This window comes from Arthrobacter sp. zg.Y820, from assembly GCF_030125555.1.
In the GTDB taxonomy this organism is placed as follows: Bacteria; Actinomycetota; Actinomycetes; order Actinomycetales; family Micrococcaceae; genus Arthrobacter_B.
Genome location: NZ_JASKLX010000009.1, coordinates 316,870 through 335,650 on the forward strand (window position 1 = coordinate 316,870; position 18,781 = coordinate 335,650).

At 66.5% G+C, this 18,781-nt stretch carries 22 protein-coding genes; 8 read left to right on the forward strand and 14 right to left on the reverse strand.

All coding sequences use genetic code 11. The annotated features are described in order from the left end of the window. Window positions 1–2: 2 nt before the first annotated feature. Together QNN99_RS10430 and QNN99_RS10435 are read right to left on the reverse strand one after the other, a co-directional pair. Window positions 3–629, reverse strand: coding sequence for a TetR/AcrR family transcriptional regulator (locus QNN99_RS10430; protein ID WP_229966385.1), 627 nt, complete (start codon window positions 627–629; stop codon window positions 3–5). Window positions 630–886: 257 nt separating this feature from the next. Next, entirely contained in the window at window positions 887–1,708 is an 822-nt protein-coding gene (locus QNN99_RS10435) for a DUF1295 domain-containing protein (RefSeq protein WP_229966386.1), read from the reverse strand. Window positions 1,709–1,774: 66 nt separating this feature from the next. On the opposite strand from QNN99_RS10435, the gene QNN99_RS10440 reads away from it, so the two are divergent. Beyond that, a complete protein-coding gene (locus tag QNN99_RS10440) occupies window positions 1,775–2,317 on the forward strand; it encodes a GNAT family N-acetyltransferase (protein ID WP_229966387.1) in 543 nt (180 codons plus the stop codon). Between the two features lie 33 nt (window positions 2,318–2,350). Here the strand turns inward: QNN99_RS10440 and QNN99_RS10445 are convergent, their stop codons facing one another. The 6 genes from QNN99_RS10445 to QNN99_RS10470 all read right to left on the reverse strand — a co-directional run bounded on the left by QNN99_RS10445 (window position 2,351) and on the right by QNN99_RS10470 (window position 6,795). Continuing rightward, the gene (locus QNN99_RS10445) at window positions 2,351–3,349 is read right to left on the reverse strand and encodes a hypothetical protein (protein ID WP_229966388.1); all 999 of its coding nucleotides are present in this window, start codon (window positions 3,347–3,349) and stop codon (window positions 2,351–2,353) included. Next, window positions 3,346–3,714: a GntR family transcriptional regulator gene (locus QNN99_RS10450; RefSeq protein WP_229966389.1), complete on the reverse strand. Its 369-nt coding sequence runs from the start codon at window positions 3,712–3,714 to the stop codon at window positions 3,346–3,348. Before QNN99_RS10450 ends, QNN99_RS10445 begins: the two co-directional genes overlap by 4 nt. Before the next feature lie 106 nt (window positions 3,715–3,820). Then, on the reverse strand, window positions 3,821–4,207 hold the full coding sequence (locus QNN99_RS10455) for a hypothetical protein (protein WP_229966390.1): 387 nt from the start codon (window positions 4,205–4,207) through the stop codon (window positions 3,821–3,823). Further along, window positions 4,204–4,674, reverse strand: coding sequence for a hypothetical protein (locus QNN99_RS10460; RefSeq protein WP_229966391.1), 471 nt, complete (start codon window positions 4,672–4,674; stop codon window positions 4,204–4,206). Before QNN99_RS10460 ends, QNN99_RS10455 begins: the two co-directional genes overlap by 4 nt. Window positions 4,675–4,781: 107 nt before the next feature. Further along, window positions 4,782–5,672 carry a Rieske (2Fe-2S) protein gene (locus QNN99_RS10465; protein WP_229966392.1) on the reverse strand — a complete coding sequence of 297 codons (891 nt, stop codon included), beginning with the start codon at window positions 5,670–5,672 and terminating at the stop codon, window positions 4,782–4,784. Between the two features lie 145 nt (window positions 5,673–5,817). Continuing rightward, the gene (locus tag QNN99_RS10470) at window positions 5,818–6,795 is read right to left on the reverse strand and encodes an aldo/keto reductase (protein ID WP_229966393.1); all 978 of its coding nucleotides are present in this window, start codon (window positions 6,793–6,795) and stop codon (window positions 5,818–5,820) included. Window positions 6,796–6,908: 113 nt separating this feature from the next. Here QNN99_RS10470 and QNN99_RS10475 point away from each other — a divergent pair, with 113 nt between their 5' ends. Both QNN99_RS10475 and QNN99_RS10480 read left to right on the forward strand, forming a co-directional pair. After that, the gene (locus QNN99_RS10475; RefSeq protein WP_229966394.1) at window positions 6,909–7,049 is read left to right on the forward strand and encodes a hypothetical protein; all 141 of its coding nucleotides are present in this window, start codon (window positions 6,909–6,911) and stop codon (window positions 7,047–7,049) included. Between the two features lie 35 nt (window positions 7,050–7,084). Continuing rightward, the gene (locus tag QNN99_RS10480) at window positions 7,085–7,381 is read left to right on the forward strand and encodes a hypothetical protein (RefSeq protein WP_229966395.1); all 297 of its coding nucleotides are present in this window, start codon (window positions 7,085–7,087) and stop codon (window positions 7,379–7,381) included. Between the two features lie 60 nt (window positions 7,382–7,441). Here QNN99_RS10480 and QNN99_RS10485 read toward each other — a convergent pair whose 3' ends face one another. From QNN99_RS10485 to QNN99_RS10495, 3 genes are all read right to left on the reverse strand, one after another. Continuing rightward, window positions 7,442–10,018 (reverse strand): MMPL family transporter, encoded by a 2,577-nt coding sequence (locus QNN99_RS10485; protein ID WP_229966396.1) that lies wholly within the window; start codon window positions 10,016–10,018, stop codon window positions 7,442–7,444. Window positions 10,019–10,065: 47 nt separating this feature from the next. Then, window positions 10,066–10,719, reverse strand: coding sequence for a TetR/AcrR family transcriptional regulator (locus QNN99_RS10490; RefSeq protein WP_229966397.1), 654 nt, complete (start codon window positions 10,717–10,719; stop codon window positions 10,066–10,068). Window positions 10,720–10,816: 97 nt separating this feature from the next. Next, window positions 10,817–12,211, reverse strand: coding sequence for an FAD-binding oxidoreductase (locus QNN99_RS10495; RefSeq protein WP_229966398.1), 1,395 nt, complete (start codon window positions 12,209–12,211; stop codon window positions 10,817–10,819). Between the two features lie 502 nt (window positions 12,212–12,713). Between QNN99_RS10495 and QNN99_RS10500 the strand changes: the two genes are divergently transcribed. Both QNN99_RS10500 and QNN99_RS10505 read left to right on the forward strand, forming a co-directional pair. Then, on the forward strand, window positions 12,714–12,944 hold the full coding sequence (locus QNN99_RS10500; protein ID WP_229966399.1) for a hypothetical protein: 231 nt from the start codon (window positions 12,714–12,716) through the stop codon (window positions 12,942–12,944). Window positions 12,945–13,060: 116 nt separating this feature from the next. Further along, window positions 13,061–13,717: a hypothetical protein gene (locus tag QNN99_RS10505; protein WP_229966400.1), complete on the forward strand. Its 657-nt coding sequence runs from the start codon at window positions 13,061–13,063 to the stop codon at window positions 13,715–13,717. A gap of 41 nt (window positions 13,718–13,758) precedes the next feature. On the opposite strand, the gene QNN99_RS10510 is transcribed toward QNN99_RS10505, so the two are convergent. Continuing rightward, the gene (locus QNN99_RS10510; protein ID WP_229966401.1) at window positions 13,759–13,956 is read right to left on the reverse strand and encodes a hypothetical protein; all 198 of its coding nucleotides are present in this window, start codon (window positions 13,954–13,956) and stop codon (window positions 13,759–13,761) included. Window positions 13,957–14,087: 131 nt separating this feature from the next. On the opposite strand from QNN99_RS10510, the gene QNN99_RS10515 reads away from it, so the two are divergent. Beyond that, the gene (locus tag QNN99_RS10515; protein WP_229966402.1) at window positions 14,088–14,582 is read left to right on the forward strand and encodes a PGPGW domain-containing protein; all 495 of its coding nucleotides are present in this window, start codon (window positions 14,088–14,090) and stop codon (window positions 14,580–14,582) included. Window positions 14,583–14,711: 129 nt separating this feature from the next. Beyond that, complete coding sequence (locus QNN99_RS10520) at window positions 14,712–14,852, forward strand: hypothetical protein (RefSeq protein ID WP_229966403.1); 141 nt, start codon at window positions 14,712–14,714, stop codon at window positions 14,850–14,852. Between the two features lie 145 nt (window positions 14,853–14,997). On the opposite strand, the gene QNN99_RS10525 is transcribed toward QNN99_RS10520, so the two are convergent. After that, complete coding sequence (locus tag QNN99_RS10525; RefSeq protein ID WP_229966404.1) at window positions 14,998–15,522, reverse strand: hypothetical protein; 525 nt, start codon at window positions 15,520–15,522, stop codon at window positions 14,998–15,000. A gap of 587 nt (window positions 15,523–16,109) precedes the next feature. On the opposite strand from QNN99_RS10525, the gene QNN99_RS10530 reads away from it, so the two are divergent. Then, window positions 16,110–17,063, forward strand: coding sequence for a lantibiotic dehydratase C-terminal domain-containing protein (locus QNN99_RS10530; RefSeq protein WP_229966405.1), 954 nt, complete (start codon window positions 16,110–16,112; stop codon window positions 17,061–17,063). A 434-nt stretch (window positions 17,064–17,497) separates the two neighbouring features. Here QNN99_RS10530 and QNN99_RS10535 read toward each other — a convergent pair whose 3' ends face one another. Beyond that, entirely contained in the window at window positions 17,498–18,778 is a 1,281-nt protein-coding gene (locus QNN99_RS10535) for an AI-2E family transporter (RefSeq protein ID WP_229966406.1), read from the reverse strand. Window positions 18,779–18,781: the final 3 nt, after the last annotated feature.

The following is an 18,781-nucleotide window of genomic DNA, read 5'->3' on the forward strand; positions in this document are numbered from 1 at the left end:
GTTCAGCCTTGGGGAAAGCCGTCCCGGGGCCACCACGCCGGCAGCAGGTTCGGCAGCGACGCCAGCCAGGCTTCGACGTCGTCGTCGTCCCCCGCAACCCACTGCTCAATCCAGGAGGCGTAGGCGCCGCCCAGGAACGCCGCGGCCACCTCGCAGTCAAGGTCCGGCACCAGTCCGTAGCCCTCCCAGGCGTACACGGCCAACAGGAACCGCGGACGCAGCCCCTCGGCGAGCACCTCCTGGAAGGTGCCGGTGGAAAACAGCAGCCGATAGGTCCGCCGCTCCGACCGGGTGTGCTCCAGGATTCGCCGGAGGGCGTCGGCATACAGGACGCCGACTTCAGCTTGTGTCCGGCCGGTGCCCCGCTGGTCGACGTCCACGGCACCGAGCCGATTCACCACGTCGACGTAGACCGAGGCGGCGAAATCGAAAATATTGCGGTGATGCCCATAGAACGTGGTGCGGTGCACGCCGGCCTGCCGGCATAACCCGGCAACACTGATTTCCGCCAGGTCAGAGTCCCGCAGCAGCTCCCAGAGCCCGTTCTCAAGCGCCTCCCGGGTGCGGGCGCTCCGCGGCTCGTCCGGGACGGGTCGCCGAGGGGGAAGGGGTGTTTCCGGTCCGGGCATGGACTTATCTTCTCAGATATACGGAAGGGTCTTCTCGGATACACGGAAGGGCCCGCCGAAGCGAGGCCCTTTCATGCCGCCGCGCTGGGGGACGCGGCGAGGATGGTGTCCTAGTTATTCAACACCTGTAGAACAGACTCTAGCCGAGAGAAGGCCGTACAGCCGAACGGGCCGGGCGCGGCGTGTCGGATTGGCCGGCCGCGGTGGCCGGATTCCGGCGGTTAGCGCGGAACCGGACCGAAACCCCGTGGGCGCGGTCAGCTGGCTTCCGCGGGCCGCACCCGGTGGCGCGGCGGGAGCGGAATGACCGCAGAGGTCCGGCGCTGATACTGCACATAATCCGGATGCCGGGACCGGGAGATGCTCTCGGTGAAAAGCGCGGACCCCGTAAAGAGCAGGGTCAGCAGCGCCGCGCCCAGCACGGTCCAGTGCAGCCAGGCGCCGGTGGCCGCCACGGCGAAGCCGTAAAACAGCCACCACTGCACCTGCTCGAAGAAGAAATTGGGGTGACGCGAGAAGCGGAAGAGGCCGGTTTGCAGGAAGTCCGGCCGGGGCGTCCGGCCGGCGCGCCGTTCGGCGGCCTTCCACTGGTGAAAGTTCCACTGCTGCTGGTCGGCGACCGTCTCGCCGGCCAGCGCAGCGACAAACAGCACCGCCAGGGCCCAGTCTCCGGCGGTCAGCTGACCGGGATGCCGGTACACCGTGAGGGCCGGCAGCGTCATCGCGAAGATGATGACGTTCTGGTAGATGCTGATGAAGAGGAGGTTGAAGACGGCGAACTGCCACGGTTTCATGCGGTTTCTCAGAATGGCCCACCGGTAGTCTTCGCCGCCGGGCGCATATCCGCCCTTGCGCGCGAAGTTGAACGTCAGCCGGGCTCCCCACAGGCTCACCAGCGCAGCCATCAGCAGCAGGCGTCCCTCGAAGCCCGATGCCGCCGCGAAGACCCAGACGTAGGCGAGGGGAACCACCGACCAGATGCGGTCGGTCCAGGAATACTCCCGGGTGAGCAGGGAGAGCACCCACGTCCCGGCACAGACAGCGGTGAGGATCCACAGGTTGACCAGAACCGGATTCATCCTCGGAGCGTACGCGCGCGGCTCCCTGGGCGGAAGACGGACGACGGCGGCTGGTAGCCTCGGCGCATGACCTCGCTTTTACTGCGGCCCTGGCAGGCGGCCGACGCCGGCGCTCTGGCCAGTATTTACCGCGGCAGTCCCGACCTGGCGCGGCAGCTCGGTCCGGAGGCCGGCTCAGCCGCCGGAGCGCAGCGGATCATCCGGGAGGACCTCGGCTGGGATCCTGCGAACGCGGGCAACCTGGCCCTCGAAGCCGGCGGCACCGCCGTGGGCAACGCCGGCATCAGCAGCATCGACTTCCGCCACGGGACGGCCTGGACGTACTACTGGCTGGCCGCTCCGGTGCGCGGCAAAGGCCTGGCGGCGCGTGCGCTGGCCACGCTGAGCCGCTGGGCCCTGGAGGAACTGCACCTGCACCGGCTCGAGCTGGGCCACCGGACCAACAACCCTGCTTCCTGCCGGGTGGCGTTGGCCGCGGGCTTTGCGCCCGAGGGAATCCAGCGCGCAAAGCTGCGTTACGGCGTCGACCGCTTCGATGTGGAAACGCACGCTCGGCTGGCGACGGACCCTGCTCCGGGACTGCCGCCGATCGAGTTGCGCCTGCCCTAAGTAGACGGGGCGGGCCACAACCCCGCCAATCCGTTAGCGGCTGGTGGTGTTCCGGGCGGCTTGGGCGTTGAAGAGCGATGCCGCAGTGGCCGCGTCCTGGATTGTCACCGTGAGGCTTCGCCCGCCGGGACCATGGACACGCAGCGCTTCGCCATTGCGGAAGATCAGCCCGACCGAACCCGCTCCGCCGAACCGGATCCCCCACCCCAGGAACTCCGTGAGGCCGCGGACAGTGACCACCTCCGCTGTTGTGCCGTCGGCAGCCGGAATACGGAACCGACCCAGGCCTAACAGTGAGCTGCAGGTCAGCCCGCGGTGATCGACGGTGACGGTCCACCGTCCGGCGACAACGCCGAGCGCCAGCAGAACCGTTCCCACAATGGTGAGGAACCACAGCGGGCTAACCAGGCCGACGACGATCAGGGCCAGCCCGGCAATCCCCCCGCCGAGCAGGCAGACCCAGGCGGTGGTGACTTTGCTCCAGGCGGCGATTTCGCCCGGCGCAAGGTTCAGGCCCGGGGTAGGGACGCCGGCAGCATCGGGTGACGCGAGAGGACGACTGCCGGCGACGACGGCGGCGAGAATCCCGTACCCACCGCTCAGGAGCGCGGTTATCACCATCGAGGCACGCGGATCCGGAGCCAGCAATGGATCCGAGAGGCCAACCTGGCCGCTAAGCAGCACGGGAAGCGCTGAGGCCAGGAAGACTTCGATGCCGGCTAAGAGAGCAACGGACAGCCGGCGACCCCATCCGGTCAGTTTCCCGGACCACTTCATGAACGCCAGGACGGCCAACCCTGCGGCGGCCGGCGCCGCAAAGGACAGCACGATGAGCGACAACGGACCGACGGTGGTAACTTCTTGCGTGGACCAGCTCCATTGCTGGGCAACCTCCGCGGGAAGCCGCCCGCTCCATCCGGTGACAAGTGCGAGGGATCCCAGCAGAACCGCCGCCGCTGGAAGGAAGACCCCCAGCCAGAAGCGAGGGTCCGGATCCGACGGTGTGCGGCGGGCGGGCAGATTCGTCGTCATGAGGAAGTTTCCTTGTCGAGGCGTTGGCGGAAGAGCGCGAGGATCGATTCGGTGGACAGACCGAGCCCGGCCAGCTGCGAGGCGGCGTCGTCAAGGATGCGCAGGACGTGCTCGCGTGCGGCCGGTGCCGGAGCAATAACCACCGCTCCACGCCCGCGCCGCAACTCAATGAGTCCCTGATCGCGCAGGTCCTGATAGGCGTGCAGGACGGTGTGCAGGCTGACACCCAGAGACTGTCCCAGCACCTTCGCGGCGGGAAGGCGCTCCCCGTCGGGCAGCGAACCGTCCAGGATGCCCTGCCGAACCGCTCCTGCAATCTGTTCGTGCAGGGGCGAGTCATTGGCGGGGGCCAGGCGAATCAGCATTTGTTCATTCTATTGTTATAGGTGAAGCATAACAATAGGCCCGGACCCGACCCGTTCGTCTGCAGTTTGGGGCCGAGGGCTTGGCGGCCCGTGGGAAGGGTCGGGGCTAGGCGCTCTGCTCCGGGAGCGGATTGCTGTCCCGGTCGTGGAGAAGGTCAACACCCAGCGACGCGAGCGCCGTAGCCGCGGCCATCCAGAGACGGGGTGCTGCCACTCCGCGCCGGGACAACCAGTCTTCGGTTCCCGCATCCAGGCGAAGCGACAGCGCCTGCATGCCGGCTACCGCCGCTCCGGCGCCGGCCGCCACCGCCGCACGCACCGCCGCTGGCCGGGCCCGGCCCGGAAACAGCACCACCGCCACCCCGGCAGCAGTCAGGATCCCGGGCGCGAGGACATAGGCACGGCGGAGCGCGACTGGCCAGTCGGTCGGTCGCCGGAGCGTGAACGCTCCGGCGAGTGCGGAAACGCCCAGTGACAGGGGAAGATTCTTCATGCCCCCACGCTACCGGGCCCCGCGGCCGGGGTGATGGCGGAAGCGATCTCAACATCCCGGCACACCGCCAGCCGACCCGCTGCGGCGGCAGCCCCGATGCTGAGCGCCAGCACTCCCCCGAAAGGGTCGAATCCGAACACCGCCCACAACACCATGGAGGGCACCGCGAAGAACGCAACCACGTGAATCCACTGCCGGCGCACGGGACGCAGCAACAGTCCCAGCACCAGGCCCACCGGAACGCCCACCAGCAGGCAAAGCCCGCCGAAGATCGCCATCATAAACAGCCACATGCCGAAGGGGTTAAAATCCGATCCCGGCTGCACCGGCTCCTGAAAAAGCAGAACAACGTACAGCACCGTCCAGGCCGCCAGCCATAGTCCGGTGGCCACGGCTATCCCCTTGATCAAGCCGTAATTGCCCAGCACCACTCTGCCGTTCTGCGGTGAAAGTTTTGGTTTCCGCATGCATCCTCCCCTCGTCCTGGTGTGATCCTACCGGGACTGTTCTCCCGCGGACGGAGTCGAGGAAGCCGGATGCGAAGTCACCATGACCTGGACTGCAGCGGAACCGGCTACTCCTCGGAGCCGGTCAGGTTTACTTCCAGCTGGCCACCGCGGACCCGGGTGTGGAACACCGGCTGCGGAGCGGTCGCCGGGCCGCGCAGCACCTCGCCGCTCCTGAGTGAAAAGGTGCAGCCGTGCCAGGGGCAGACCACGCCCAACTCACCGCGGACTTCCTCCAGATGCCCCTCAAACAGCGGCCCGCCGAGGTGGGAGCAGGTGCCGGCGAGCACCGACACGCCGTCGTCGCCCGCACCGTCCCGCCGCAGCACCACCAGCGGAACGCTGCCCAGGGTCGCCGCGCGGAGCTGCCCGACGGCAAACCCTTGGATCAGACCCAGCGAGTGCCAGCCGCTGGGGACTTCCTCGGGCAGGTCCTCGTTGCGGTTCACACCCGCGCCCTGGCGGTAGGCCAGATGTGCTCCCAGGTACGCGCCGAAGCCGGAAAGGCCATACCCGCTGAACGACAGCAGCTTTCCGAGCCGATGGTTGCCGCGGATCCGGACCACCCAGGAGGCGGCATAGAGCCCGACGGCGATGCCGTTGGCGACCTCGTGCACAATACCGGTTCGCTGCTGCCGCGTTTCGAGCTGGGAAAAATCGGTCACTCCCGAGACGGCTGCGGGCACTGCCGCTAACACACCCACTCCCACCAGGATTTGGGCCGCCTGCTCGTTGCCGGGCAGCAGATCCAGCACGGCGGCGGAAGACCAGGCGCCCAGCGGCACGCTCACCAGCGCCGGATGCAGCGGATGGCCCAGCGGCACACCATGCAGGACATCCGTTACCGCCGGCCAAGGCAGGACTTTCTTGACGATGCCGGACACCGTGCCGGCAAGGGGGTCCAGCCAGGCGGCCCCTTCGAGTTTGTCGGCAGTGTCGGCCAACGGCAGACGTGGCATGTCGCTCTCCTTCGACGGTGCGGGCCGGGAATCCGGCCGCGAAACCGGTGGACGGTCAACAGGGTAGTCAGGGTGCCGTGAGCCGCACCACCCGCAACCGGCATATCCGCGCCCGAGGCGGTTATACGCCGGTTGCGGTCGTCGGCTAGTACCGGCCGCCCTCCGGCAAGGGAGCATTGTCCAGCATGGCCAGGTCCTCGCCGCTGAGCTGCAGCTCACCGGCCATCACATTGTCCCGCAGGTACTTCGGTGATTTGGTTCCGGGAATCGGGATCACCCGCCGGCCCTGGGCCACCACCCACGCCAGTGCCACCTGCGCCGGCGTAGCGCCCACCCGTTCGGCGACGTCGCGCACCCGCTGCACAATCGCCAGGTTGGCTTTCAGGTTGTCCTGCTGAAAGCGCGGGAGCCGGCGCCGCATGTCGTCGGCCGGTAAATCGTCAAACGAGGTGAAGCGGCCGGTCAGAAAACCGCGGCCCAGCGGGGAGAAGGGAAGGAAAGCCATCCCCTGTTCCTCGCAGTAGGGCACGACGTCGGACAGCCGGTCGCGGGTCCACAGCGACAGCTCGGACTGCACGGCGGTGACGGGGTGCACGGTCTGGGCCAGCCGGATCTGCTCCACGCTGGCCTCGGACAGGCCAATGGCACGGGCCTTGCCGTCCTGGACGGCCTGAGCCATCGCGCCCCAGGACTCCTCCAGCGGCACCTGCGGATCGACCCGGTGCAGCAGATACAGGTCCACGTGGTCGGTTCCCAACCGTTGAAGGCTGCCGTCGATGGACTCCCGGATGTGCCCGGGGCGGCCGTTGACCGTCAGGCCGGGCAGCGTGCCGCTTCCCCTGGACGCGGTGCTGACTTCCAGTCCCACCTTGGTGGAGAGCACCGCCCGGTCCCGGTAGCCGTCCTGCAGCGCCCGGCCCACGAGTTCCTCGTTGGTGTAGGGGCCATAGACGTCCGCCGTGTCGATCAGTGTTGCCCCGAATTCGATGGCTCCGCGGATGACCGCGACGGAGGTTGCGTCGTCGCGCTCCGCATCCATGTCATAGGCATAGCTCATACCCATGCAGCCCAGCCCTATGACACCGACGTCAGGCCCGTTGGTTCCCAGCGTGGTTGTGCGCATGTTGGCTCCTCCTGGTTGCTCTGAAGCATCTCTGCGGAAACCGGAAGCGGGCCTCCATGGGTCAAGGCTAGAAGGAGGGCCGCCCAAGCGGGAGGTGCGGCAGACTGGTGGGTATGACTTCGGGGGAAGAAAACCAAGCAGCCACCTTCCGCACAGCCATGCCGGCCCGCTACCGGGGAATCCTGGGCGGTCTGGGGTTCGCCACCGTAGCGGGAACCGTCATCGCCGCGCTGGAGGGGGGCCCCTCGCGTTAGGGGCCGGCCTGTTCATCGCGGTTATTTTTGTACCCGTGCTGCTGATGACCACCCGGATTTCGATTTCTGAGCAGGGCATCAGGATTCGGGTCGCCGCCGTCTTTGCGACGGAGATCCCCTACCGGGAGATCACGGGCGTCTCGGTGGGACCGGTTACGGGGCTGCGCGAGGGCATGGGGCTGCGCATCCTTCCGGACGGCACCGGCTACTTGGTGGGCGGTCCGTCCGTCCGGATCGAGTGCGGCAGGACGGCGGTCCTGGTGTCCTGCAGCAGCCCGGACCGGCTGCTGGATGCCCTCGCCCCGCATCTGAGCGCAGCATCCGGGAGTTAACCGACGGTGCCGCCCTCCTCCCTTGCGGGAGCAGAGCGGCACCTTTCAGTTAGCGGGACGTCAGCGCGTGGCGGCGCCGTCGTGCACGGTATCCCCGGGCGCTGTGCCCTTGGACGCGGTGCCCGCCGGGCCGGTTTCGCCGTCGACGGCCGGCTGGTCGGTGTGCGGATGGCGGCGCTCCAGGGAAGCGCCCTCGACGTCGACGTCGGGCAGGATCTTGTTCAGCCACTTCGGCAGCCACCAGGCCTTGTCGCCGGCCAGGTGCATCAGCGCCGGGATCAGCAGCATGCGCACCACGAAGGCGTCCAGGAGGACACCGAAGGCCAGCGCGAAGCCAATGGGCCGAATCATCGTGCTGTGCGAGAAGATGAATCCGCCGAACACTGCGGCCATGATGATCGCTGCCGCCGTGACCACCGAGCGGCCGGCGCGGACACCCTGCGCGACGGCGTCGCGTGCCGTCGCTCCGTGGGCATAGGCTTCGCGCATGCCGGAGCCCAGGAAGAGCATGTAGTCCATGGCCAGGCCGAACAGGATCCCCACGAGGATGGTCGGCAGGAAGCTCAGGATCGGACCAGGCGTCTCCACGCCGAAGACGCCGGAGAGCCAGCCCCACTGGTAGATGGCCACCACGCCGCCAAGGGCCGCGAAGTAGGACAGGATGAAGCCGAGGGTGGCGATGACCGGAACATAGATGGACCGGAACACCAGGATCAGGATCAGCAGCGAGAGCCCGACAACCACACTCAGGTAGATCGGCAGCGCCTCGGACAGCTTGTCCGAGATGTCGATGTTGCCGCTGGCGGAGCCGGCCACGCCGATCTCGTATTCGCCGTTCAGCGGTGACATGTCGCGCAGCGTGTGCACGAGGGTTTCAGTGGATTCACTGGTGGGGCCTTCGGTCGGAATGACCTGGAAGGCTGCCACGGTCCGGTCCTCGGAGGAGCCGATGGGGGCAACGGCCGCCACGTCCTCCTGGTCGAAGAGGGTCCGGGCGATCTCGGTCTGAGCTGTCAGGGCTTCCTCCTCGGAAGGCTCCCCGGGCAGCTCGGCGACCACCAGCAGCGAGCCGTTCTGGCCCTCGCCGAACTTTTCCGACACCGCTGAGTAAGCCTGGTACTGGCTCGAGTCGTGGGCCTCGGCTGAGCCGTCCGGCAGGTTCTGCCGCAGGTCCAGCGCCGGGATGGCGATCAGCAGCAGGCCGGCGATTGCCGCAACCACGGTGAGCACGGCACGGCCGGTGCCCATGGCCTTGACCGGCGCGGTCTCCGGGCGGCCGTTGCCGGCCGCAGCGGTGGCGGCAGCGCCGTGCGCATCAAGGGCCGCACGTTCCTTGCGGCTGAGGACGCGCCTGCCGGCGATCTTCAGCAGCGCCGGAGTCAGCGTGACAGCGATCAGCACGGCAACGGCCACGCAGGCGGCGCCCACGGTGCCCATCAGGCCCAGGAAGGGGATGCCCGTAACGTTCAGGGCCAGCAGGGCGATGAACACGGTGGCACCGGCGAACACCACGGCGTTGCCGGAGGTGCCGTTGGCCAGCGCGATGGATTCCTCGAGGGCGTAACCGGCCTTCAGCTGGCGCCGGTGCCGGTTGACGATGAACAGCGCGTAGTCAATGCCAACGGCGAGGCCCAGCATCAGTCCAAGGATGGGGGTGATCGAGGCCATTTCGACGACGCCGGAGAAGGCCAGCGCGCCCAGGGCGCCGATGCCGACGCCGATCAGCGCGGTCAGCAGGGGCAGACCGGCAGCGATCAGGCTGCCGAGCATGACGACCAGCACGACGGCGGCGACCACCAGGCCGACCACTTCACCGACACCGAAGAGGCTGGGGACGGCGGCGGAGATTTCCGCTGAGTAGTTGACCTTGACGCCGTCGACCCGGGAGTCCTCAAAGACGGCCACGACGGCGTCCTTCGTCTCCTGGGTGATTTCCATCTGCGTGTCGGAGAAGACCACGTTCAGTACAGCCGCGCTGCCGTCTTCGGAGACGGTGCGGATTCCCTCGGCCATCTCCAGCAGCTCGGCGCCCTGCTCGGCCGGCTGTGCCTGTGCTTCAAGTTCGGCGGCCTGGGTGTCCAGTTCGTCGCGGCCGGCGTCCAGTTCTGCCTGCTGCGTTTCCAGGCCGGCGAGCATTTCTGCCGGGGCTCCGGCGGCTTCAGCCTGCGCACGCGCGGCATCGAGCTGTTCCTGCCCGGCGTCGAGCTGTGCCCGGGCCTCCTCAAGCTGGGCGCGGCCGGCCTCAATCTGGGCCTGCCCCTCGGCCAGCTGCTGCCCCTGCGCCGCACGCTCGGCCTCGGTGGCAAAGGGATCAACAACGTTTTCCACGCCGTCGATCTCGGCGGCCTCGGTCACCAGCGCGGAGATCTCCTGCTGCTGCTCCGGGGTGAAGCGGGAGCCGTCCTCGGTCTGGACAATAACCGAACCCGATCCCCCGGATGCCTGCGGGAGCTTCTCCTGCAGACGCTCGGTGACCTGAGTGGTGGGGGTGTTGGGGATGGAAAATGCGGTGGCGAGCGTGCCGCCGAAGAGCGCGAACGCTATTCCGGCAACCGCAAGCACGGCAATCCAGACCGCGAGCACGGTGCGCGCCCGGCGCGCTGCCGCCCGACCTAGTCGGTAGAGGAATTCAGCCATGAGAGTCCTAACAGGGGTGGGTAAGGAAAATTTTGGAGGAAGCGGGTCTAGGCCGGAGCTCTTGCCGATGGTTCGGTGCCGTGGCCGTCCCGGACTGCTTCGATGAGGCGTTCCAGATGCCGCGCCCAGATCTGCCGCGACTCGGGGGTGTCAACAGCACCGGTTTCTGCGGCCCAGTGGTGGTAGAGCACACCAATGCCGCCGGCGAGGGACCCTACCAGCAGGTGAAGGGCGATCTTGTCCGCGTCCGGCCGGCGGCGGAGCATGGCGTCAAGGAGCCGGTCGCTCACATCGGTGAAAACGCGCAGCGTCATCAGGGCCTGATGCGGGGACGGGTCCTGATCAGGGCAGCCCAGCACCCGGGTCAGGTAAGACATGGGCCCCACGAGGTCGGCTGACCGGAACGCGGCGGCCATTTCCTCCATCATGGAGGCCTCGGGGCCGTCGCCGGCCGGCACTGCGGAAAGACTCTCGACGACGGAGCTCAGGACATTGCCGCACGCTTCGGTAACGACGTCGTCCACTGAGGCGAAATGGTTGAACACGGTGCGCCGGGACACATCGGCGCGTGCGGCGAGCTCGTCGACAGTGAAATCCGTGCCTGCACGCTCGCTCATGAGAGTTGCCGCGGCATCAACGATTGCCTGCCGGTGGCGGGATTTCAGCGCCGTGCGGCGGTCGGCGGGGTTACTGGTTAACACGTCATTACACTAAGTGCAGTGATGCACTAAGTGCAATTTGAAAGGCTGCACGCAGCCCCACCTCCCCCAGGAGGCAGCAGCTAGGTGCTGGGAACGATTAGGTACTGGGAACGATGTTGTGGTTCCGCCGGAACAGGTTCTGCGGATCGTACGCATTCTTCAGCGCCGTGAGGCGGGCCAGCTTGTCCTTCCCGTAGACGGACGGGGCGGTGCCCTGTGCCACCGGATCCTCGGCGCCCATAAAGTTCACGTACTGCGCGCCGGAGGAAAACGGTTCCACGGCCTTCGCCACCCCTCGGACAAAGGCCGTCCGGGCGGCATCGTCCGCCGGGTCCTGCCAGAAGCCGTAAATGTTCAGCCAGTAGGGGGCATCCCGGGTGGGAAAGGCGGTGGCGTCCTCCGACACACGGCCGTAGGCGCCGCCCAGATGGTGAATGTCGAAACCGGTCCCGCGCCAGGTCTGCTCACAGCCGGCGCGCACCAGGGCATCTATGGCGGCGTCATCAAGTCGGTCGATGTTGGCGTTTTTCCAGTAGGCGCGCGAGCCCGGCGGAAACGTCGAGTCCATGGCCGTCTGCCATTCGGACCAGGGCACCGCTTCCACTACCTCCATGTCAGGGGGAGCTGCCGCGGTAAGCTGCCGGATCAGCGCTGCCCCGGCCTCCTGATCCGGGTCCGCCCAGGCGAGTCCGATCACCAGCAGCGGCTGGTCCCCCATGTCCCATTCCTCGATCGGCACCAGGCAGCTGATGATGGTGGTCATCTCATCGGGCAGCCCGGCCGTCCACGCGTCATAGGCGTGCAGCGCCGAGCGCCAGTGCATGTTGCCGTACACCAGGTTCCCGGTGAGGACCTGCGCGGGCAGCGGATGTGCCGAAAACGTAAAAGAGGTCACCACGCCGAAGTTCCCGCCCCCGCCGTGCAGCCCCCAGAACAGCTCGGGGTGCTGGTCCGCGTCCGCGCGCACCTCCTCACCGTCGGAGGTGACGACGTCGGCCCCCAGCAGGTTGTCGATGCTCAGCCCGCCGGATCGGGTGAGCCAGCCGACGCCGCCGCCGAGCGTCAGCCCGGCGACTCCCGTGCCTGAGACCACACCCAGGGGAACCGCGAGCCCGTAAGGGGCGGTGGCGAGGTCCACGTCTCCGATGGTTGCCCCCGCCTGCACGGTGACCGTACCGGCGCCGGCGTCCACGCTGACGTCGTTCAGCGCACCCATGTCCAGGACCACGCCGTCGGCAACCGTGCCATTGCCGGCCACGTTGTGCCCTCCGCCGCGCACCGCCAGCGGCAGCCCCCACAGCTGGGCGAAGTCCAGCACGGGTGCAATGTCCTTCGCGGACCCGGCCCGGACAATCAGTGCCGGCCGGACATCGATCATCCCGTTCCAGACGTTGCGTGCCGTCTCGTAGGTTTCTTCATCCGGGAGAATAACGGTTCCGGCCACGGCTGTGCGCAAGTCTTCCACGGCGTCCGGAGGCAGCTCAGGCAACATCGGGTTCACCACCTTGTGGGCGGCTACCGCCGGGCCCGCGGGATGGTGCCCGAATCCATACGGCTCCTGCCGCTCTCGCTAAAAATTGTTCGCCGCGGCGCCGGGACAGTCAAGGGACGGAGGGGCGCCTCGCCCGCAGGACACGCCGCCGGAGCGGGCCCCTGCTCCACATCCGGCAGCACAGCGGTGAAGACCGTCCCTTTCCCCGGCGAACTTTTGAACGTCAGGGATCCACCGTGAAGTCTCGTCGCTGTGCCGTTCAGCGGAGGACATGGGTGGAGCGTGAGCGCACGCCCGGGCCCGGAGATAAGGAGCGGCGCTGCGGAGCTGCATCGAAATCCAGCAGGAAAAGGAAGAAGCCGACGCCGGCCGGGCCCGCCACGGTTGGCAAGCCGGCTGCGCCGCCGGCACTGCATATGCAAGGCTGGGGAAGTACCGAACGCCCATTCGCTTCCCGGAGAAGTTTCCACACCGGGCGTTACGCCAAGGACAGGAGCAGCACATGAGCGACCAGGATCAGAGCATCAACCCCGGAGCCGACGCCACGGACAACAATCTGGCCGGCACCCGGGATGAGTTCAACGACGAAGTAACTGCCCGCCTCGTCCAGGAGGCAAAGACGCAGGAGCACGAGGAGGAAGCCGGGAACGACGGCGAAGCCGAGCGGGAAGATCAGCCAGCCCTCGAAGTGGACGAGGACAGCCCCGCCTCGGAAGCAAAACCCTCGTCCTGATTTCTTCCTGATACCGAGTCCCCTTCACGGCACGCAGGCCGCCCCTGTAGGATTAGTAAGCACACTGTCTATTACGGTTCGTTCTTCAGATCCTAAATTGGTAAAGGGAGAATCCGATGAGCACGAGCGCAGGAGCGGCCGGAGAGCCGGCCCGCAAGCCAAACCCTGCGGGCACCGGCCAGCCAAGCCGGAATGCCGGCAGCACCAACCGCCGCCACGACGCCGCTGAAAGCCGCGAGCAGATTGTTGGACGGGAAAAAGATGAGTTTGGCGGCGTCAAGATCGGCTCCGCCTTCTTCGGCTGGTTGGCTGCCGCCGGAACCACAGTGCTGTTGAGCGCTATCGCCACTGCTTTCGGCGCGGCCTTGATCGCCAACAATAACGACGTCGCCGGCGAGGCCACAGCCAACCCCGAGGGCGCCGGGATCACCGGAATCATTATTCTCATGGTGATCCTGTTTGTTGCCTACTTCTGCGGCGGATACGTTGCCGGACGGATGGCACGGTTCAGCGGCATCAAGCAGGGCGTGGCGGTCTGGGCCTGGGGCATCGTCATCGCCGTCGTACTGGCCCTTATCGGAGCCATTGCCGGGAGCGAGCTGAACATCAACGCCCAGCTGAACACCTATCCGCAGCTCTCCGGAGACAATACGGGCGCCGCCATCATCTCAATCATCATTGCAGCCTTGGTTGCGCTCGCCGGAGCCATCTTGGGGGGTCTGGCCGGCATGCGCTTCCACCGCCGAGTGGACAAGGCCGGACTCGGAAACTGAGCGGCGTGCGAACCGCGTCGACCAGGCTCCGCGATTTCCCCTTAGCCCTCATCCCGTCGATCGAGTTCCTGCACCAGTTCCTCGTGCCGAAATTCGGTCTCCGGATGGATTTCACCATCCCGGAGGATCTCCACGTCCCGCTCCCGATGCACCTTGCTGTTGAGGATTTCCACGTCCGACAGTTCCAGGTCCTGCAAATCCTCGGGGTACGGATCGTCGGGGGTCAGCATGGTTTTCATGTTCACTCTCTTCATATCAGTGGAACCTCTGCCTACATATATTACGGCCGCGCACCCACAGTGCGTCCCAGTCGGGAGCATATCCGGCTGCCGCACCGAAGCGACACCGTGCCGTCCCTGGACTGGTGCCGATGAAGGCCTTACCGCGGTGGTTGCGCCGCGTGGGTATCGAGGTTGCCGGATGGGCGCTGATTGTCCTGGGACTGGCCGCCTTGGTGCTGCCCGGCCCCGGCCTCCTGGCCCTCGTGGCCGGCCTGGCCTTGCTCTCCCTGCGCTATCGGTGGGCCAACCGCTTCCTCCGCCCGGTCAAGGCCAAGGCCTTTGAAGCGGCCGAAAAGGGAGTGCAAACCTGGCCACGCATCGGCTTCAGTGCGAGCGGCGCCGTGTCAGTCATGGCAGCAGGTATTCTCTGGGGCGCCTGGGGCAAGACTCCGCCGTGGTGGCCCTACGGTGATGCCCTCTGGCTGCCCGGCGGCTGGGGCACCGGAACCGGACTCATCATCTCCGGGCTTATCGCCCTGGGGCTGATTGTTTACAGCTGCCGCAAATTCCGCGGACGGGCCACGCGCAATTCCGGCGCCGTGGAGACGGCCGATTCCCGACGGGCCCCGGGCAATCAGGCTTAGGCCGTCTGGTCGGACCGCAGCCGGGCATTGAGTGCCTGCAGCGCCTCGGCAGCAGCCGCGAGGGCTGCCGCTTCCTCGTCGCTCAGGTTGGCCAGGCCGTTTCGGATTGGTCCGGCCCATGCATCTTCGATGCCCTCATCCTCCGCCAGCGCCTGTTCAGTTGTGGCAGCCGCGTCCTACCTGACCCTGACCCGCGATTCCGGCACCGCCGCCGCCGAAGAGGGCGAGCTGCTGAACGACGACGCCGCACTGCCGGCTTCCCGGGCATAGCCGCCGCCAAACGTCGGCATAGCGGTTCAGGGGACAAAACCAGCAAGCCGCCGGTAACGGCCCGGTCTGCTTCCGGACGCTCCGGCGTCCGGAAGCAGACCTCGTTAAGGAAGCGGACGCCCCCGTGAGCCAGGCTCATGGACCGCTACGCACACAGGGTGCATCTGCACAGAAGCCCGCCCGGTTCGCGGCCACCTGCGTCCGGTTCCGCCGCATTCAATTCCGCGGCAGCAAAACTGGTGGCTTCAAACAGCATGTCCAGGAACTCCCGAACCGTGCCTTTTTCGGCGGAGTACCGCACTGAACCGAGGACGGGAGGCAGCGGATGGACCATTTCCATGTCGACCTGTCCGGCGTCCATCCCCATCTCGGAAGCCAGCACCTTCAGCAGCCTCTCCTCAACGGATGGACTCATCGTTCGCCGCTTGGAAATCCTGTCAATTCTTAACGTGCAGGGCGTGCCCCAGGAGTCCAGGTGAGCGCGCAGCACGAAGTCCAGTGCCACCTCATCCACTTCCTGCAGCGACGGCCCGTCAGTCCAGGCCACGTCCAGGGTCGTGATCTCGTACGCGGCCAGGGGGACAATTTGAAACCGCACACCGGTGAAGGCAGCGGCCAGGAGCTCACTCAGCCGCCCGGATACGTCAGTCGGCCACAGAAGTTCTGTCATTCGCCCTTCCCTGACCGCGGGCGGCCATGCGGAAACAGGAACTGCCCAAGTCGGCCTGCTCCTGCAGGGCTAAGGGTAATTGCCGTCGGCAACGAACTAGACTCTAAGGTCACGGACAACCGCTCCACCAGAGTGCACGCCCAAAGTTACGGAAACTTTTTCCGTACGCGCCCCCGAACGGCGCCGCACATCGGCTCTTTCGGGCCAGGGGACAACCCCGCCACTCCGCGAAGAATTTATACCCGATATTTCTGTGGGTGCAACTAGTAACTCGGATTCCGAGGGGTTTTTAAGATACCTCTAGAAAACGCGGCGTGTCTGCTGGAAGTATATGAGCCTGACGGCACCGCACACGCCGACAGGGAGCATCTGCACCATTATCCTCATCTGCCCCCAATCCTCCTCCGGCCTCCAGCGGCCGGACCGGCAGCAAAGGAAGCCGCGTTTCCGCGGAAGTCGAGATCCTAGGCTCCCCACCGGCCGCCAACCCAAAACTGCAGAGGGCAGCACAGCACATCAGTCCTACTTCTTTGCCTGAAATACTTGCCGGAATTTTTGCCGGTATGACATCAACGGGAGGGCTTCACATGAGCCAGTTAGCTGCGGCACAGCCAGTCAAGCCGTTATCCACAGGAGCCGAGTGGTGGTCATTGACCATCCAGCCCAATGAGAAGGATGTCTGTGACGCCGTAATCGGGGATGTCGTTACTCCGCTGGCCGCCCAAGCCCGATCATGGGGCGCACAGCGATGGTTCCACACACGCTGCATGGACCCGGCCCGTCCGTCCATCCAGGTCCGCATCCTCGGTGCACCCCGGGTTCTGGACCGCTTGGAATCCCTGATGCGCGCGCTGGTGGATCAAGCCGTTCCCAACTTGGGGGAGCTGCAGACGTCGGAGTACCGGGAGGATGCCATCCCGAGCCGCTGGGACTATGGGCCGGTGTCGCCGAGGGCCGAGTCCGACCTGGCGAAATACGGCGGAGCGGACGGGCTCTCACTGGCGGAAGAAGTTTTCGAGCTGTCGTCCGATCTGGCTGCTTGGGCCACTTCACGCTTCCCCAAGCCGAACAGCCGCTCGTCGCTGGCCGCGTTGCTCCTTTTCGATGCCAGCTACAGCATGATGCGCGGCCCGCGCTCCCCCGTCTGGGCAGACCGGCGGGCCATTTCCTGGGACTATTACTGGGACAGTCACCTGCGCAGCTGCACTGCCGGTTCGGGGCCCCAGGCCGCGCACGTGCGAAACGCGCTGACCTCGCAGCTGGCGCCGCGAATTGTGCCGGCCCACCGGCTAATGGCTGCCACAGCCTCGGAGCCGGCCGTGGATAACTGGCGCAAGCGCTGGTCCCGGGCCATTGACACCTATTTGTACCGCGCGGACAAGGTGCGGGCCAGCCGCAGCGCCCAGCAGTTGACCGTCTACCAAAGCCGGCTGATGCTGAACCGCCTCGGCATCTCCGTCCGCGACGAGGCCGGGCTTGGACTCTACGCGCGGTCCTGGAGCAAGGAACGGGAAGCCGACTTCCTCAAGATGGCCCCGTAGGCGGCCCGCGGAGGGGTCCGCTGCCAGCATCCTTTCAGGTCGATTGGTCCTGCTAATGGGGCAACGAGAGGGGCGCTTCCGGAAGTGAGACCACTGGAGGCGCCCCGCCTCATGTACCGGATTTCCGCTCAGCGTTTTTTGCCTTCCGCCGCTTCTTGACACAATATGAGCACAAGTACGACGGCGCTGCCGGACCTGCGTCGGCAGCGCAGCGCGTGCCGCGGCACACGCATTGAGCGGAATTCGGAAAGGCGGCTTCGGCGTGCAGTTTTCCTGTACCTGCATTTACCATCCCCATCCGGTTACTGCCCGGTTGGAGGTTGCGGTCCACGACCCCTTCTGCGGCCTGCGGGTACACCGCCTCACCGCGTCCACCAAATACGAGCCGAGCTACACCTTTCACCGCTAGGCCCCGAGAGGCCGCTGCCGGCCGGCTAGGCGGTGTCCGCCGACGCCTTGGCTGCAGCGGAAACGGGCTGGGGCAGTTCCTGACCATTGCTTGGCTCCGGAACGAATCCGCTGTCTGCTTCCGGCACCTTTCCGGACACGGCCGCGTTGGCCGAGGTCAGTGACTGGTCGCGCAGGTACCGCAGCACCACAATGGTGACGGCGGTTGCGGGGACCGCCAGGAACGCACCCACAATCCCGAAAAGAGTGCTGCCAACGGTAACGGATCCCAGCACCACCGCGGGGTGGAGCTTCAGTGTCTTGCCCACCAGCAGGGGCTGCAGGATGTTTGACTCGAGCTGCTGAACCACCAGCACGATGCCCAGGACAATCAGGGCCGTCACCCAGCCGTGGGCGACCAGCGTCACCATGGTGGCCAGGACTCCGGTGGCCACTGCTCCAACAATGGGAATGAAGCTGGCGAAGAAAATCAGGACCATCAGTGCCAGAGCCAGCGGAACGTCCAGCAGCAGCAGGGCCACCCCGATGAGTACGGCGTCGACCAGCGCGACGGCGGCCTGGGACAGGATGTAGGCGGACAGCGTCTGCCAGGCCTGTTCGGAGACCTTGACGGAGTGGACAAAGGCCCGGTTATTGGTCCAGCGGCTGGCCCAGGGCAGGAATTTGTCGCCGTCCTTGAGACAGAAAAAGGTGAACACCAGGGTAAGCAGGAACACCACGGTGACCGACGTGACCGTCCCGAGTCCGGCGGTGATGCCGGAGACAATGTCGCTGCTGTGTGCGCGCAGCTGGGCCACACCGGCGTCGAGCAGTTCATTGAAGTCGATTTCCGAAACAGCGAACGGCAGCCCGGCGACAAAATCGCTCAGGTCCTGCAGGTTCCGCCCGGCCATCTTGACCAGTTCCTTCGAACCGGAGGAAATGGAGGGCAGGACCAGCATGGCGACCGCGGCGATGGCGGCGAGCAGTCCCACGAGGGTGAGCAACGCGGCCAGGGCCTTGGGCAGCGCCTTGCGGAGCACCCGGTTGACCGGCCACAGGATGGACGACAGCAGCAGGGCGAGCAGGCCCGGAAGGGCGATCGACCAGAGCGACCGGATACCGAACCAGATGACCACGAGGCCCGCCAGGACTATCAGCGCCCGGGCAACCCAGACGGATGAAGCAGCCAGTCCGCGGGCGAAGGTCCCGCGCGGCTTGAGGCCGGAGGTTGTCCTTGGGCGTTTCCTGGCACCGCGGTCATCCGCGGGCGACTGGTCGCTGCGTTCGGGGGTTGCCGTCGAGGATGCGGATTCGGTCGTCTTCACCGC